Annotated in this window: 16 protein-coding genes; 7 read left to right on the top strand and 9 right to left on the bottom strand. The window is 37.2% G+C overall.

Annotated features, from left to right (window positions below; translation table 11 throughout):
• Positions 1-171 precede the first annotated feature (171 nt).
• Positions 172-1377: a GNAT family N-acetyltransferase gene (locus R3E32_10640; GenBank protein ID MEZ4885173.1), complete on the top strand. Its 1206-nt coding sequence runs from the start codon at positions 172-174 to the stop codon at positions 1375-1377.
• Between the two features lie 58 nt (positions 1378-1435).
• Here the strand turns inward: R3E32_10640 and R3E32_10635 are convergent, their stop codons facing one another.
• Positions 1436-2185 carry a PKD domain-containing protein gene (locus R3E32_10635; protein MEZ4885172.1) on the bottom strand — a complete coding sequence of 250 codons (750 nt, stop codon included), beginning with the start codon at positions 2183-2185 and terminating at the stop codon, positions 1436-1438.
• A 151-nt stretch (positions 2186-2336) separates the two neighbouring features.
• The gene (locus R3E32_10630; protein ID MEZ4885171.1) at positions 2337-3047 is read right to left on the bottom strand and encodes an NUDIX domain-containing protein; all 711 of its coding nucleotides are present in this window, start codon (positions 3045-3047) and stop codon (positions 2337-2339) included.
• A 200-nt stretch (positions 3048-3247) separates the two neighbouring features.
• Between R3E32_10630 and R3E32_10625 the strand changes: the two genes are divergently transcribed.
• A complete protein-coding gene (locus tag R3E32_10625; protein MEZ4885170.1) occupies positions 3248-3952 on the top strand; it encodes a fatty acid desaturase in 705 nt (234 codons plus the stop codon).
• Here the strand turns inward: R3E32_10625 and R3E32_10620 are convergent.
• Positions 3936-4781: an Hpt domain-containing protein gene (locus R3E32_10620; protein ID MEZ4885169.1), complete on the bottom strand. Its 846-nt coding sequence runs from the start codon at positions 4779-4781 to the stop codon at positions 3936-3938. The genes R3E32_10625 and R3E32_10620 overlap by 17 nt on opposite strands.
• 325 nt (positions 4782-5106) lie before the next feature.
• Between R3E32_10620 and R3E32_10615 the strand changes: the two genes are divergently transcribed.
• Positions 5107-5685: a sigma-70 family RNA polymerase sigma factor gene (locus tag R3E32_10615; protein MEZ4885168.1), complete on the top strand. Its 579-nt coding sequence runs from the start codon at positions 5107-5109 to the stop codon at positions 5683-5685.
• A gap of 10 nt (positions 5686-5695) precedes the next feature.
• Entirely contained in the window at positions 5696-6232 is a 537-nt protein-coding gene (locus R3E32_10610; GenBank protein ID MEZ4885167.1) for a hypothetical protein, read from the top strand.
• Positions 6233-6622: 390 nt separating this feature from the next.
• Here the strand turns inward: R3E32_10610 and R3E32_10605 are convergent, their stop codons facing one another.
• From R3E32_10605 to R3E32_10595, 3 genes are all read right to left on the bottom strand, one after another.
• Complete coding sequence (locus R3E32_10605; GenBank protein ID MEZ4885166.1) at positions 6623-7261, bottom strand: Crp/Fnr family transcriptional regulator; 639 nt, start codon at positions 7259-7261, stop codon at positions 6623-6625.
• Positions 7262-7312: 51 nt separating this feature from the next.
• Complete coding sequence (locus R3E32_10600; GenBank protein MEZ4885165.1) at positions 7313-7789, bottom strand: rhodanese-like domain-containing protein; 477 nt, start codon at positions 7787-7789, stop codon at positions 7313-7315.
• 77 nt (positions 7790-7866) lie between these two features.
• Entirely contained in the window at positions 7867-8526 is a 660-nt protein-coding gene (locus tag R3E32_10595; protein ID MEZ4885164.1) for a protein-tyrosine-phosphatase, read from the bottom strand.
• A 138-nt stretch (positions 8527-8664) separates the two neighbouring features.
• On the opposite strand from R3E32_10595, the gene R3E32_10590 reads away from it, so the two are divergent.
• Both R3E32_10590 and R3E32_10585 read left to right on the top strand, forming a co-directional pair.
• Positions 8665-9603 (top strand): mechanosensitive ion channel, encoded by a 939-nt coding sequence (locus R3E32_10590; GenBank protein ID MEZ4885163.1) that lies wholly within the window; start codon positions 8665-8667, stop codon positions 9601-9603.
• Positions 9600-10100 carry a DUF6702 family protein gene (locus R3E32_10585; protein ID MEZ4885162.1) on the top strand — a complete coding sequence of 167 codons (501 nt, stop codon included), beginning with the start codon at positions 9600-9602 and terminating at the stop codon, positions 10098-10100. The genes R3E32_10590 and R3E32_10585 overlap by 4 nt, the downstream gene beginning before the upstream one ends.
• A gap of 78 nt (positions 10101-10178) precedes the next feature.
• Here the strand turns inward: R3E32_10585 and R3E32_10580 are convergent, their stop codons facing one another.
• The gene (locus tag R3E32_10580) at positions 10179-11801 is read right to left on the bottom strand and encodes a lamin tail domain-containing protein (GenBank protein MEZ4885161.1); all 1623 of its coding nucleotides are present in this window, start codon (positions 11799-11801) and stop codon (positions 10179-10181) included.
• Positions 11802-11921: 120 nt separating this feature from the next.
• On the opposite strand from R3E32_10580, the gene R3E32_10575 reads away from it, so the two are divergent.
• Positions 11922-12713: an FRG domain-containing protein gene (locus R3E32_10575; GenBank protein ID MEZ4885160.1), complete on the top strand. Its 792-nt coding sequence runs from the start codon at positions 11922-11924 to the stop codon at positions 12711-12713.
• Between the two features lie 112 nt (positions 12714-12825).
• Here the strand turns inward: R3E32_10575 and R3E32_10570 are convergent, their stop codons facing one another.
• Together R3E32_10570 and ubiE are read right to left on the bottom strand one after the other, a co-directional pair.
• Entirely contained in the window at positions 12826-13590 is a 765-nt protein-coding gene (locus R3E32_10570) for an outer membrane beta-barrel protein (GenBank protein MEZ4885159.1), read from the bottom strand.
• 8 nt (positions 13591-13598) lie between these two features.
• Positions 13599-14342 carry a bifunctional demethylmenaquinone methyltransferase/2-methoxy-6-polyprenyl-1,4-benzoquinol methylase UbiE gene (gene ubiE, locus R3E32_10565; GenBank protein MEZ4885158.1) on the bottom strand — a complete coding sequence of 248 codons (744 nt, stop codon included), beginning with the start codon at positions 14340-14342 and terminating at the stop codon, positions 13599-13601.
• Positions 14343-14476: the final 134 nt, after the last annotated feature.

The following is a 14476-nucleotide window of genomic DNA, read 5'->3' as shown; positions in this document are numbered from 1 at the left end:
TTCTTTCAATGTCGTTTATTTAACAGTTTTTAATAGAATTGTTTATGTATATTAGCAATTCTCTCAATGATAAACGAAGATTTTTCATTTTCGTCTTCCTTCATCCAAAAACCAGCAAGTCTCCAAATGTATAGCACTTCTACTTGTAACAAAAGCATAATACCCTGTCCTATGTCTGTAATGAAAGTTGAGAAAAACGTTGTAGTACAGGCAACTGAATTAAAGTTTTTTGAATCAATTCATAAAGTTCCTGTGGGGTTTTGGGACAATTGTATTCCTGCTTCTCAGATTTTTTTGCAACGCAAATATTTGACAGCTTTTGAAGAAACACATAAAGACAAAGTAGGTGTTCGATATGTGGTGATAATGAAAGGAGGGCAGGCCGTAGCATGGGCCTTTATTGTTTTGGTTCGCATTGAAGGGAGCAACCTTCAATTGGAGGAAAAAAAAGATAAATGGGTGCAAAACATAGGTGTAGCGTTTAAGAATTATATGCGTTCGAGGGTAAATAATTTGGAGCCGAGGTTATTGATTTGTGGCAATCCTTTTATCACTGGCCAACATGGATTTTGCTTTTCATCAGAAATTGAGCCAACTGCTGCCTTTGCCGAATTGAGCAATGCGATTGACCACATCATTGAAGAAGAGAAAACTAAAAAAGAGTCAGTAACGGCAGTGATGGTGAAAGAATTTGAAGGAGAGACGCTGAAAAATGCTCGATTATTAAATGCAGAGGGTTATGCTGAGGTAGAAGGTTTGCCTGACATGGTATTGTCAGTGAGAGAAGAATGGAATAGTTTTGAGGACTATCTACAAAGTATGACGGCCAAATATCGAACACGTACCAAAAGTTATCGAAAAAAGGGAGCTAAGTTGTTTCGTAAAGATTTGAGTTTGGAAGAAATTGTAGAAAATCAGCAATTGATCTATAAATTGTATAGAGAAGTTGCTGATGGTGCCGAAATCAATTTGCTGTCTGCTGCACCACAATATTATACGGAACTGAAAAAACAATTTGGGGATTACTTTAAAGTTCTGGGGTATTATTTGGGAGAGGAGTTGGTCGGATTTATCAGTTATTTTTTGACTGACAATCATTTAGAAGCACATTATGTAGGCTATCAATATGCTCTGAATCGAGATTATGGCTTGTATGCCAATATTTTGTATGATTTGGTGGAGGAGGCGATTCAACATGGAGTTAAAACGCTTGCATTTGGTCGAACTGCTCACGAAATCAAGAGCACCGTTGGAGCAACTCCTATACATGCCAATAGTTTTATGCGTCATCAGAATTTTATGGGGAATCGAATATTGGTGCCTATTATCAATCGCTTAAGAAACGATGAGTGGGAACAACGGCATCCATTCAAATAGTGAATATAAAGTCTTGTATTTTAAGTAATCAAGAGAGAACCTAATAAGAATCAGAAAATCACCGACTTCGGATTACTTCAATTTCTTCGCAGTAGGTTTCTACCATTTCGGTTACTTCACTACTTACGGTCAAACATACATGGTATGCTCCTTCAATGTGGAAGAGCACTTGTGGATTTCGTGCATTGGAACTTTGACCATCTCCAAAATCCCATACATAGGTATCAAAATTACCAGTTGACGTATTGATAAATTGAATGTTGAGGTTGTCCTTATCCTCGTAGATAAAGGTAGCAGATAGCGAGAAATCAACGTTGGAACAGGGCCCTTCCTCCCAATAATATACGCCATGATAGTTTTGGGCAAAACAGCTGTTCATATACGTTTGGTTGTCACATCCACATACAGGAATCCAATCAGGCTCACACAAAAATGGATCACCTAGTGTAATGACCTTACACTTTTTAGTAGGTTTTTCAGTAGGAATTGGGCTGTTGATAGTCAGACAGGTTTCATAATTACCAAGATTCTGGAAAGTATGGTTAAATTTTTGTTTGGAAAAAATTGTGGTATTATCCCCCATTTGCCATTGAAAATCTAAGCTGTCTTTCTCTACTTTAGATGTTTCGAAGGAAACCGTCATACCAGAAATTTGATATTGATAATCAGGTTGTTCTCCTTCCTCAATGCAAGTTGTCTTGATTTGTGTAGTGTCAATTTTTCCAGTGCGATTTTTGCCATCTTCGCAAAATACCGATATAGAGAAAGTGAGCCACAAAAAACAAGTAATGCTATAAGTTTTATACATTGGCTATAAGCTTGTAGAATTTGTTTGGAGTGTAGTGTTTATTTAAGACTGATTTTTGTGAGAAAAGGATGCTTTAAGGTTAATAAAAATAATTGTTGCAAAATAGTAATTCCTATTTTAATATAATAAAAATAGGAAAGATTTTATTATTCTACTTCAATAGTTTTTGACGCAATTCAAAATCAAAACCCTCTTTGAGTTTACGATCGTATTTTGTTTGATCAAAACTGTACAATCGTGCAGCTCTATGTGATACATCCTTTTGAAATTCGTCTAACTCTTTTAAGATATCCATCTTCAATATATTTTTTCGGAAATTTCGCTTATCCAACTTTCCTCCTAAAATAGTTTCATACAGATGTTGAAGCTCAGATAAGGGAAACTTTTGAGGTAAGAGTTCAAAACCAATAGGTTGCCATCTTACTTTCCCCCTGATTCTATCTAAGGCCATATCCAAGATTTCGTTGTGATCAAAAGCGAGCCTTGGCAAATCTACCATCGAAAACCATTTGACTTCCTTTGCATCGCTAGCGGCTTTTGCATAATGGAAATCCGTTTTTTTGACCAAAGCAAAATAAGCTATCGAAATTACCCTTCCTCTTGGATCTCTATTAGGTGTTCCGAAAGTGAACAATTGTTCAAAAAAAATATCTTTCAAGCCTGTTTCTTCTTCCAACTCACGTTTGACAGCCATTTCTAAATCTTCGGCCATATCTACAAAACCTCCTGGCAAAGCCCAATAGTTGGCAAAAGGATTGTGTTTGCGTTGTATTAAGAGTATCTTTAAATCTGTTCCATCATAACCAAATACCACCGCATCAACAGTTACAGACGGTCGAGGATATTCATAAGTGTATGGCATAAGTCCGTTTCAACTTTAAATTCATCGTACAAAATACCGATAATTTACACAAAGTTTCAAAATATTAATAGCCTCAAAGAACACCGACCCTATTTATATAGTTGCACTTTTACGAAAAAGGTAAACAATAAAAACTTTTTTTAGAAAAAAAAGTTAGCAACTACTATATAAATGATTCAAAAACAATTTAGTCGCTTATCATGAACCAAAAAAATAGCTTTCCTGAGAAACATACGGATTATCAAGGCGTTTGGATTGCTTTGGCAATCATTTTTTTGTGGACAATTAATTTATATACAGCCTTAAAAGTAGAAATTAATTATCTGTCGCCTTTGCCTTACATTCTTTTTCTACTCCAAATTCACCTTTATACAGGGCTTTTTATCACTGCTCATGATGCGATGCACCACAGCCTTGCTCCTCAAAACAGAGTTTTGAATGACACCTTAGGCCGTTTTTGTACTTTTTTGTATGCTTTTTTTCCCTACCAACGATTGTTTGAAGAACATCACGAACACCACCGCTATGTGCATACGGATAAAGATCCAGACTACTATGAAGGGAATTTTTGGAGTTGGTATTTTGAGTTTGTTAAGCACTATGTAAGCATTTGGCAGTTATTGTGCTATGCAATTTCTTTCAATCTATTGAAGTTGATAATACCAGTCGAAAATTTATTGATATTTTGGATTGCACCTGCTATTATTAGCACTTTTCAATTGTTTTATTTCGGCACTTATTTGCCGCATAAAGGTGAGCACGACAACAAACACTACTCTCGTAGCCAATCCAAAAACCACTTGTGGGCGTTTATGACCTGTTATTTTTTTGGTTATCACTACGAGCATCACGAGAAACCCAATGTGCCGTGGTGGAAATTGTGGAGAATCAAAGAAGGAGAATAAAATCTGATTCATCCGTTTGATCATGCACTATTTCTGAAGGTGCTGCATCCTCTGGGTGATTTTTCAGGTATTCCAATGCTGCTGTCAAATTGGGTACTTCCGCTTCCGAAAGTATCTGAAATTGTCTAAAAAAGTCAGGAACAAGGTGTAGTTCTGCTGGGGCAATAATTCTGGTTCTTCCTTCAATAGCCAAACAGATACTTACCAATGATTGCAGACCTGCGATTTTGAAAGTAGATTTGATGCGATGACTTTGAAAAAAAACTTCCTCCCAATTTTCAGAAGCAATCGCTACTTCCATTTTTTGTGAGGTTTCTGGAATTTGTTGCAGCAAAATTTCAATCATATCCATCATGTATTGCCGCTTATTATTAAACATTTCCCTTAAATGACTGAGGTAAATGTAAGGGTCAAAAGAAGCCTCTTCTTTTGGAAGAGGGGAAGATATATCAGGCATGTAATTTTCGTCAAAAACAGGTTCTGTTTTTAATTCAATTAAATCACTATCCATTGAATTGGTGTCTTCAATAATTTGTTCTACCTCAATTACAATATTTTCATTATCAGGTGATGGGTTGCCCTCATAATCCAATGAATCTTTTTCTAAACCCGTGAATTCACCCTCTGATGGTGTGTTTTCTTTAGTAGCTTTATCATCATCGGTATCAGCAGATTTATCTTGGGGAGATGATTTATCTGTGGTTATCTGTTCAGTTTTAGAAGTGATAAATGATTGATTGAAATGATTATTCTCTTCAAAACCATCTTCAGCATTATTAATAAGAGTAATTTGACCCTTCTCACAAGAATCAGTATATGAGAGATTCAATATTATAGTAGTTTGAATCATAATGAAATATTAACAATTCATTTAAAAAAAACAATTAAACTTTAGACTGGGTGGTGTTTGTATAAGACTAAGAAAATATACAAATCAATAATTGAGTAATATTTGTATATAAACGAAGTAGATGGAATGGAGGTAGTTTGATAATTACCGCAAAATAAATGCCAAGCTATACAAGAAACTCTTTACAGTACTTAATTTGATACAATTTCCTCCAAAAAAACAAAAACTGTAACCTATTTTCTATGACCAGCGACTTATACTTCAAAACAACGGTTGAACAGTTGATATTTTACCGCCACAACCTATGCAAACAGACTCAGATATAAAAGACATTCGGCAGACAATCAAGGGAAATCATGCGGCTTTTGAGCGTTTGATGAACCGACACAAGGCATTGGTCTATACCTTAGCCTTGCGTTTGGTAAGCAATCCTCAAGAGGCGGAAGAGGTGGCGCAAGATGCCTTTGTCAAAGCATTTCATTCACTTACTAGTTTTGAAGGAAAATCGAAGTTTTCGACATGGCTCTACAGCATCACTTACAAAACCGCAATTAGCCATTTGCGAGCCCAAACCAATAAAAAAGCACTCTACAACAACAGAGAGCCACAGGATTATGATGTGTCAAGCACACAACTTCCACAATTCTCAAAACTCAAAGCAGAGCAAAGACAACAGTTTATACAACAAGCCATTGCGACTTTGCCATCAGATGAAGCAAGCATCATTACTTTATTTTACTTACATGAGCTATCTTTGAAAGAAATTGTAGAAGTGATGAATATTTCGCTCAGCAATGCAAAGGTGAAATTGCATCGAGCCAGAAAAAAACTTCTCCCTGCTTTACAAGATTTATTGAAGGAGGAAGTTAGAGAAATTTTATAACTAACAGCAAATGAGTTTAATAACAGAACAAGATATATGGGATTTGTTGGATGGCAATTGCACAGAAATGCGTGCAAAGCACATTCAAGAACAGCTTCAATTGAAGGAACATCGAGAAATGCTTCAATTCTATCAAACGATGCAGGTGGTGAACAGCGATTTACATGCGATGCAAGTCACACAACCTGCCGCCAACTTCAATGTTGAGGTAATGGCCAAACTACAAGTTGCTCCAAAACCTAATGCTGCACTATCTACTGATAGTCAGCCATTTTGGCAGCCAACATCTAAGTGGTTTTTGGCAGCTTTCTTGACACTTGCGGTTCTCATTTATTTATTGAAGGATGTAGCTGTTGGAAGTGACAGCGAAACAATGGGGTGGGTAGGAATATTCATTCTTGAAGGTTTCGAACGATTGGCATATATTGCCCGTCATCCTCTATTTTTTATGGGTTTAGGAATTGTGTATGTATTGGGATTATTGACCTTATTAGATGGGTTTTTGAAAAGACTATTTCGCTACAAACGAATGGCCAATCACAGATAGGCTGCTTCAATTAGTACAACAAAAATTAAATAAATGGCGGCTGTTTAGTACACTGAAATGGAAATTATTTAATACTACTTCAAAACTGGCGCATCCTCCCCCTATCCTCCTCCAAATGAGAAATGTATTGATAGTGAGGAAATTCTCCCTTTGAAGGGGGACATAGGGGGTGAAAATTGACAAATTTTGTCATAGAACGATGTTAAAAAAAACTTCTGTTACATTGTATTTAGTATTTCAAAAAAATACATTTCATATAAATTAGATTTTATACGAAAGGAGTAGAAGGCAAGATGCGAGATATAAAAAAATGATAATCAAAATCTTAACTCATTGATGCAATTAGAAATAAATCCTTGTTTCTTGCATTTTTGCTCCTTCGTCCAAAGTTTACATAGAAATATCTATTATTTTAATCTTATTTCTACCTAATTTAATTTTATTCATTTTCTCCAATTTCTTCAAGAGGCGAGAAATAACCTCTCTCGATGAGTTCAAATCACAAGCAATCTCATGGTGCGTAACCTCAAAAACAACCTTACCCGTAATCTCTGCTTTGTCAGATAAATACTTCAGCAAACGTTCATCCATTTTCATAAAAGCAATACTGTCAATTACTTCCATCAGTTTTTCAAAACGCTTTCGATAGACATCCATCACAAAGTTTTTCCAGCTTTTGAACTGAGTCAACCACTCGCTCATAAAGCGTACAGGTATCACAATCATGCATATATCCTCTTCAACTACTGCTTTTATTTCGCTTTGTGTATTTGCCATACAAGAAGTGAGTGACATCGCACAAGTTTCGCCAGCTCCCAAATAGTAAAGCAATACTTCATTGCCATTTTCATCTTCTCGCAAAATCTTAATATTACCCTTGATTAAAAGGGGAATGTGGCGAATATAACCCCCAAAATCAATAATCACATTTCCTGCTGATACGTCCATTAATGTACCATGTTCTACAATCAAGTCTTGTAGTTGAGATTCTTGCAGCACAGGAAAATGTTGCCTAAGTAGTTTTTTCATAAAGTATAAAACTTATAATAACAGAATCTATTTTGGGGAGATATTCAATTTCTAATTTTTAACTTCCAACTGTTCAACAGGCATGTCCTTAGAAATCCAAGCCGTAATACCTCCTTGAAGATCATAGACTTCTTTGAAATCCATGTTCCTCAACATCTCACAAGTACTGCCACTTCTACCACCACTTTTACAATACACCATCACAGGTTTATTTTTGTCCAAACCCGCAATTTTTGCTTCAAAATCATCTCCGTTGTAGTCAATAGGAAGTGCTTGAGGAATCCTACCCGTTTCATTTAATTCCTCCATTGTACGCACATCAATGAGTTGTTCATTAACCAATTCCTCCATTTTTGCTTTGAAATCAGCTACATTCAGTTTTTGAGAAATATGGCTGACAGAAGTATTATTCTCTGTATTTTCGGCAGTAATAGAAGGCGTTGTCGTAGGTGTATTGGTATTTGAATTACTACATGCAGCCATTAGTGTAAATAAGCAAAAAATAATTAAGTGATTGATTTTCTTCATAAAGAAAAATGATTTAAGAATAGTGTGAAAAAAGAAAGTTAAATATAATCATTTCAAATTGGATTTTTTAATCAGCCTTATACTTTGGACAGCATATAGAATGTCTCGGTCGCTATCTGACGGCATCGCTCATCGTATTTTAGGGTTTCTTTAGGGGTATCATCTGCTACTTTCGGATCTTCATAAGTCACTGAGAAGCGTTGTATTGCACCCAAAACCAAAGGGCAGTTTTCGTCTGCATCTGAGCAAGTCATAATGGCGATAAAGTTTATTGAAGGATTGGCAAAGTGGTCATAAGCTTTGGAAAAACAAGTCATTGGAGGGGTATCATCTGCAAAATACAACTGATAGCGAGGATTTTCACTTTCATTATCTTGCTCCAATTTTTTTACTTCAAAACCTGCTCTTTGAAGGGCAGCTACCGAGCGAATATTGAAGGAAGTAGCCTCGGTACCTCCCGAATAAGTATGGATATTTTTCAATCCATAATGGATAACTGCTATTTCAGCCCAAACTTGTCCAAAGTGACTTCTTCGGCTATTGTGAGTACAGATGAAATTCAAGTTAATTCGTTGATTATTATTTAATTGTTGCCTGATAAATGTGCCAACCGATTCAAGTATTTTTTGACGAATAGTAGGAATGTTCTGAAAATCATTGGTCACAGACTGAATATAAGATTGAAGTGGTAGAAACATTTTGATAAAAGGTATGTTGTTATGTAATATTTGTTTCATTTGTTGGCTTACTGCAATATTACAATATTTGAAAGTAAAATAAACAAATCAAATAGCTTTATTTATCCTTATCTTTGTGTGTTAAAAACTCGAAATTCACTCATTTATTAAATAATCAATCAATAAAAAATAGCATACATGTTGCAGTATCCAACAGATAGTTCTTCCCTTATTCGCCAAGCTCAACAGTGGGATGATAGCTTTACGGATAGTACCAAATTAATATGGGGTAAGCTAATGAACTGGATAGAACTACTGATATCTATGTTGCCCAATATTGTGTTGGCCGCCATTATTCTTTTCTTTTTTTATATAATTGCCAAAGGAAACGCTCGGTACTCTTATCGGGTATTTAGACGTGTTGCAGGGAGCGAAGCCGTAGGACAGTTGCTTACCAATATTGCCAGTTTTCTATTATTTCTATTGGGATTGTCGATAGCATTGAGTGTGATGGCTTTGGACAAAGCCGTAGCTTCTATACTAGCAGGAGCAGGAATCATCGGTTTGGCTTTGGGTTTTGCATTTCAGGATTTGACCGTCAATTTTATATCCAGTATCATTATTGCCGTCAAACGCCCCTTTGCAATGGGTGATTTGATAGACAGCAATGGTTATTTTGGAACGGTCAAGCAAATGCACTTTCGATCCATCATTTTGGAAAATACTTCTGGACAATCAGTTATCCTTTCTAATCGAGCAGTGTTGGAGAATCCATTGGTGAACTACAACTTTACAGGACGGCGACGGGTAGATTTGGTTATCGGTGTTTCATACGCTGAAAATTTGAGGCAAGTCAAGGAACTAACCACCCAAACAATTAGCGAATTACCCATAGTGTTGCCCAATTGGAAAATAGAATTGTTTTTTGAAGAATTTGGTGAGAGTTCTATTAACTTTGTGGTTCGTTTCTGGATTCAATTCAGCCGACAAGCTGAGTATTTAGAAGCTCGTTCTGAGGCAATTATGGCTATTCACGAAGCCTTTCACCAAAACAATATCACGATTCCATTTCCCATTCGTACATTGGATTTTGGTATCAAAGGCGGAAAAGAATTGTCCACAATTATCAAGTCATGAAAAAAATAACGTATATACTATTGGTACTATTATCAGGCAATTTAGCGTTTGCCACGCACGAATTTTATGTCAGCATCTGCAATATTCAGCACAATGCAGATGCGACAACATTGGAAGTGACACTAAAGGTGTTCACCGATGATTTTGAACAAGCATTGTTTGAAGAATTTAGTGAAAAGCTACAACTGGGTACTTTGCAAGAAAACCCCAAAGCAGATGAATTGATTGTGTATTACCTTCAAAAATACCTGCAAATCATTGTCAACAATGACCTCAAGGATTCTTTCACATATATAGGCAAAGAGGTGGAAATAAACGAAATGTGGTGCTATTTGGAGATAGAAGGAGTAGAAAATATTGAAACCATTGAAGTCAATAACATGCTGCTGACCAATACTTTTCCCAAACAAAGCAACATCGTGAATATCCGAGCCAATGCTCGTTTAGAAAGTTTGATGCTAAACAAAGATAAGACATTGGATAGGATAGAGTATTGATGGTAAAAAAAACACTGCGACGAAAGTTTTTGGATGTTTTCGTTGCAGTGTTTTTCTAAAATTACTCAGACCAAATTATTACTCAATCACGACTCGCTCAACATGATATTCATTTGTCGTTTTGCTTTGAAAATGAACAAAATAAATACCTGTTTCAAGCTTGCTTACATCCATTTGATGGCTATTCTGCACAGTTTCCAATGTCAGTAGTTCTTGACCCAGAATATTGAAAACACTTAGTTGCCAATCGTTTGTACCTTCAATTTGAATAGACAGATAGCTACTTGCAGGATTGGGGAAAAGATCAATTCGTGTGCCATCCAAAGTTTCGATGCCCACATCCGTTTTGCAGCCATCCGCACCAGGCGTTGCATAAATGACCACCCCTTGGTAAACGCCCGCCGAGTCCAATTCAGTGGCAATAGACCAATTCACTCCATCGCTATTATCCAAAGAAGTATTGCACAAATTGAGCGAATACCCATCACCGTCTGCCTCCGTAGGCCAGGGTGCGGCATCGTCATACTCGACCACATCAATCACATCGCCCACTGTATTTTTAATCTCAATCGGCTCGCCACCATTTTGCAGTCCTCCAAAAGAACGCATAGACGAAATACCGAAAAATTCTTCCATAAACTCAGGGATTTTAGACACCACAATGTATTCATTTGGCTCAATTGTCATGGTTGGGAAGGTAAAAGAAATACCATCTGAGAACGCATAACCTCCTAATTGTGCAGTGCTTGTTCCTAAATATTGGAGTTCCACAAATTCAAGGCTATCTTCGCCACCTGGATCGTTGTACATAATTTCAGTAATCACCAATTCTGCAACCGTATTGTTGAACACCACATCAAAACTCATAGCTTCAGACATGGCATTTCCCGCCAAATCTTTCACATTCGCAATGGTCAAGGTTTCAAAAACACCCAAAATCAAAGGCGTGGAGAGTTGAATGTTTACCAGCATATTGCTCGCATCTAATTCGGCTGCTGCAATGGACAAACCTGTGTAGTTCGCCAAATTGGTTGCTGAAACCGATTCAACTGCTTCACTGTATTTTATTTCGAGTGTCGTTGTAGTTGTAGCATTCACTGTTGAAGGAAATGGAGGAATCGCATCTATTTCGGAACAGGCTCCATTGGGATGAGCAAAAACTGTTTGCCCTTCACTGTTCATTCCTGCTTCAATTGTGGCAAAACTCCAACTTGTGGCTAGTGAATTGTCAGCATCAGGGTTGCACAAGACCAAAGAAGGCCCATTGCCATCAGGTTCGATAGTCCATTCACCTTCATCATCATAAAATACAGAGTCAACGACTGCACCACTGACATCTACCAACACAATGTCTTCGCCACTGTTGCTCAATGCGCCTCCTTCCCATTGAAGAACAGGAAAACCAAAAAAGGCTTCAAAAGCACTTGCATTGACGGCTGATACCAGGTATCCACCTGCTGCAATGACTGTATTTTCAGGAAATGTAAAGGTCACACCTTGTGAAAAGGAATAACCAGACATATCAATGGGAGCAGCACTTTTATTATACAACTCAATGAATTCCAGCGAATCTGTGCCACTTTCAGGAGGGTTGTACATGATTTCGGTGATGACGATATCGGATTCCGATTGTGCGTTTGCCGAAAAATAACTGAAAAATAATAACAAAAAACTGCCTAAGTAAAGTAAATTTCGTAGCATGGTTTTTGGAAATTTTTTGAATGTTTATAAAATTATAATAGCTAAGATAGTGTAAATATATTTTTTTTGAAACAATTGATTCTGAAAATTTTGCACTCAAAACCTTCAATGACAAATAATATGGACAATACAATAAAAGTAGATACTTGGATAGCCCTGCAAGAACAGCTTTTTCACAATTCGTGGGATGAGAAACTGGGACGGTTTCGTTCACCTTATGTTTATCGAGGGCTATCGGATGTAACCTACAACCTCAAAACCAGTTTGATGCGATTGGGGGGAAGTTATGAAGATTTAGAACGGCATTTGCTTCGTAATTTTCGCAAATATGCACGGCGTGACAAAATATCGGCAAGCGGTACTATATGGAATTGGTTGGCAGTAGCGCAGCATTATGGCTTACCAACCCGCTTATTGGACTGGACCTATTCGCCCTATGTAGCACTGCATTTTATGACTGCCAACATTGACGAATACGATAGGGATGGCGTAATTTGGGCGATTAACTATGTGAAAGTCAAGGATTATTTGCCCACCAAATTGAAGTACGCACTCATTGAAGAAGGTTCCAATATTTTTACAGGTGAAATTCTTGAAGAAGCATGCCATACGCTACACGAATTTGACAGTCTTCAAAAAACACCTTTTTTGGCATTTTTAGAACCTCCGTCTTTAGACGAGCGCATTGTGAATCAATATGCACTTTTTTCGCTATTATCCGATTCAACCTATCTTCTCAATGATTGGCTCGATTTGCACCCCGAATTGTACTTCAAAATTGTGATTCCTGCCAAATTGAAGTGGGAAATTCGAGATAAATTGGATCAAGCCAACATCACCGAAAGGGTGTTGTTTCCTGGATTGGACGGTTTGAGTGTTTGGTTGAGAAGGCATTATACACCGAGGATGTGATTTTGAGAAGTTTTCAAAAAAAGATAACCGAAATTTCTAAAATTTCGGTTATCTGTATGCCAATAAACTCTTGAATTTGAGCTTGAATTTTGAATTTTAAACGTACCCGCTTCTATCCTTCAAATTGCAGTGTAAATGTGACTCCTCTCGACTGCAATTTCTGCAAAATATTGGAGTAGCGAAGCCCATCAGTTGGCACATGAATGTTTGGCAAGCCGCTGGTAAATTTGATTTCGGGCGAAAAGATGAAGAGTGGGAAATAAAATTCCAATCCAAAACCATATTCTACAGCCGCATCGTATCGGTCTAATTTGATGATGTCAAATGCTTTACGAGCTTTGGAGTTGGATCCCAAATCCCAATCGAAGCGCACGCCACCCAATACATAAAATCGGAAATTGTTGAAAAATCGGTCGGATTTGTACTTAAAATAAAGTGGGAAACTGAGGGTAATGGATTCGATGGTTTGCGGAGTTTCTACTACTTCGCTCGCAAATTTTTCATCGTAAATCAAATCTTTTTCCATGAAAATCAAGGTGGGAATGAACCTCAAATCAGCTCGTTTGCCGATGTGTAAATCCGAGATAATACCCACATTGAAGCCAGGAGAACGAGGTGATTCTACCACTAAAATCGTATCATGATTAATAAAATCTTCAGAATGGGTGACTTTGAAATTACTCCAGTTTAAGCCCACTGCAATGCCAAAATGTAGATTTTTATTTTCATGCCCAGGCATGTTTAACTGCGCTTGGGAAAGCGTTGGAAACAATACCAAAAGCGACGCAAATAAAACACAATGAATCAAATAAACTTTGAATCGTGAATTTGCAGTTGAACTTTTTTCTAAGGTTGAACTTGAATTTTTAAGCAGCATTTGACTATTTATTTTGTTCCTTCGTAAATAGAGGATATCCCAAAAGTAAGAGGTATCCATTTGGTTGATTTAAAACCTGATTGTGATAAAATGTTGATAAACTCCCCACCTTCGGGGAAGGCTTGCACCGATGCAGGTAGATAAGTGTAAGCACTTTCGTCGCTCGAAAAGAAGCGGCCGACCAAAGGTAGAATGTACTTGAAATAAAAATTGTAAAACTGCTTGATAGGAAATGTTTTAGGTTTAGAAAACTCCAATACGACCAATTTGCCGTTGGGCTTCAATACTCTATTGAGTTCTTTGATGCCTTTTTGGAGGTGTTCAAAATTTCTTACTCCAAAAGCAACGGTTATTGCATCGAAGCTATTGTCTTCAAAGTCCAAATTTTCTGCATCACCCAGCTGCATCGTTACCACCTTGTCCAATTTTTTCTTCTTCATCTTCACCTTTCCGTACTCCAACATTTCGGCTGAAATGTCCACTCCCACAACCTTTTCAGGCTTCAATCGCATGGCTGCAATGGCTACATCACCTGTACCTGTGGCTACATCCAGAATATTTTTGGGTTGGATACTTTTCAATCGGTTGATCATTCGCCAACGCCAATAGTGATCGACATTGAGAGAAAGCAAATGGTTCAAAAAATCATAGCGAGGCGCAATGTTGTCAAACATTTTGGCAACCTGATTTTTCTTACTCAACTCAGAATCTTTATAGGGAACAACTTTTTGTGATTCGGTTTTTTCGTTCATTGAAGGTGATATTTACTATAGTGAAGTCCGTTCAAGTGTGGTTGCTTTCCGAAAAATAATTCATTGTTTTTCATCCCCCTGCCCCCCTTCAAAGGGGGAATACAGCACACAAACTCCCCCTTTGGAGAGGAGCG

This window comes from Chitinophagales bacterium, assembly GCA_041392475.1.
Classification (GTDB): Bacteria; Bacteroidota; Bacteroidia; order Chitinophagales; family UBA2359; genus JAUHXA01.
The sequence above is the reverse complement of the archived record's forward strand: the minus strand, read 5'-3'. Positions and strand labels throughout refer to the sequence as shown.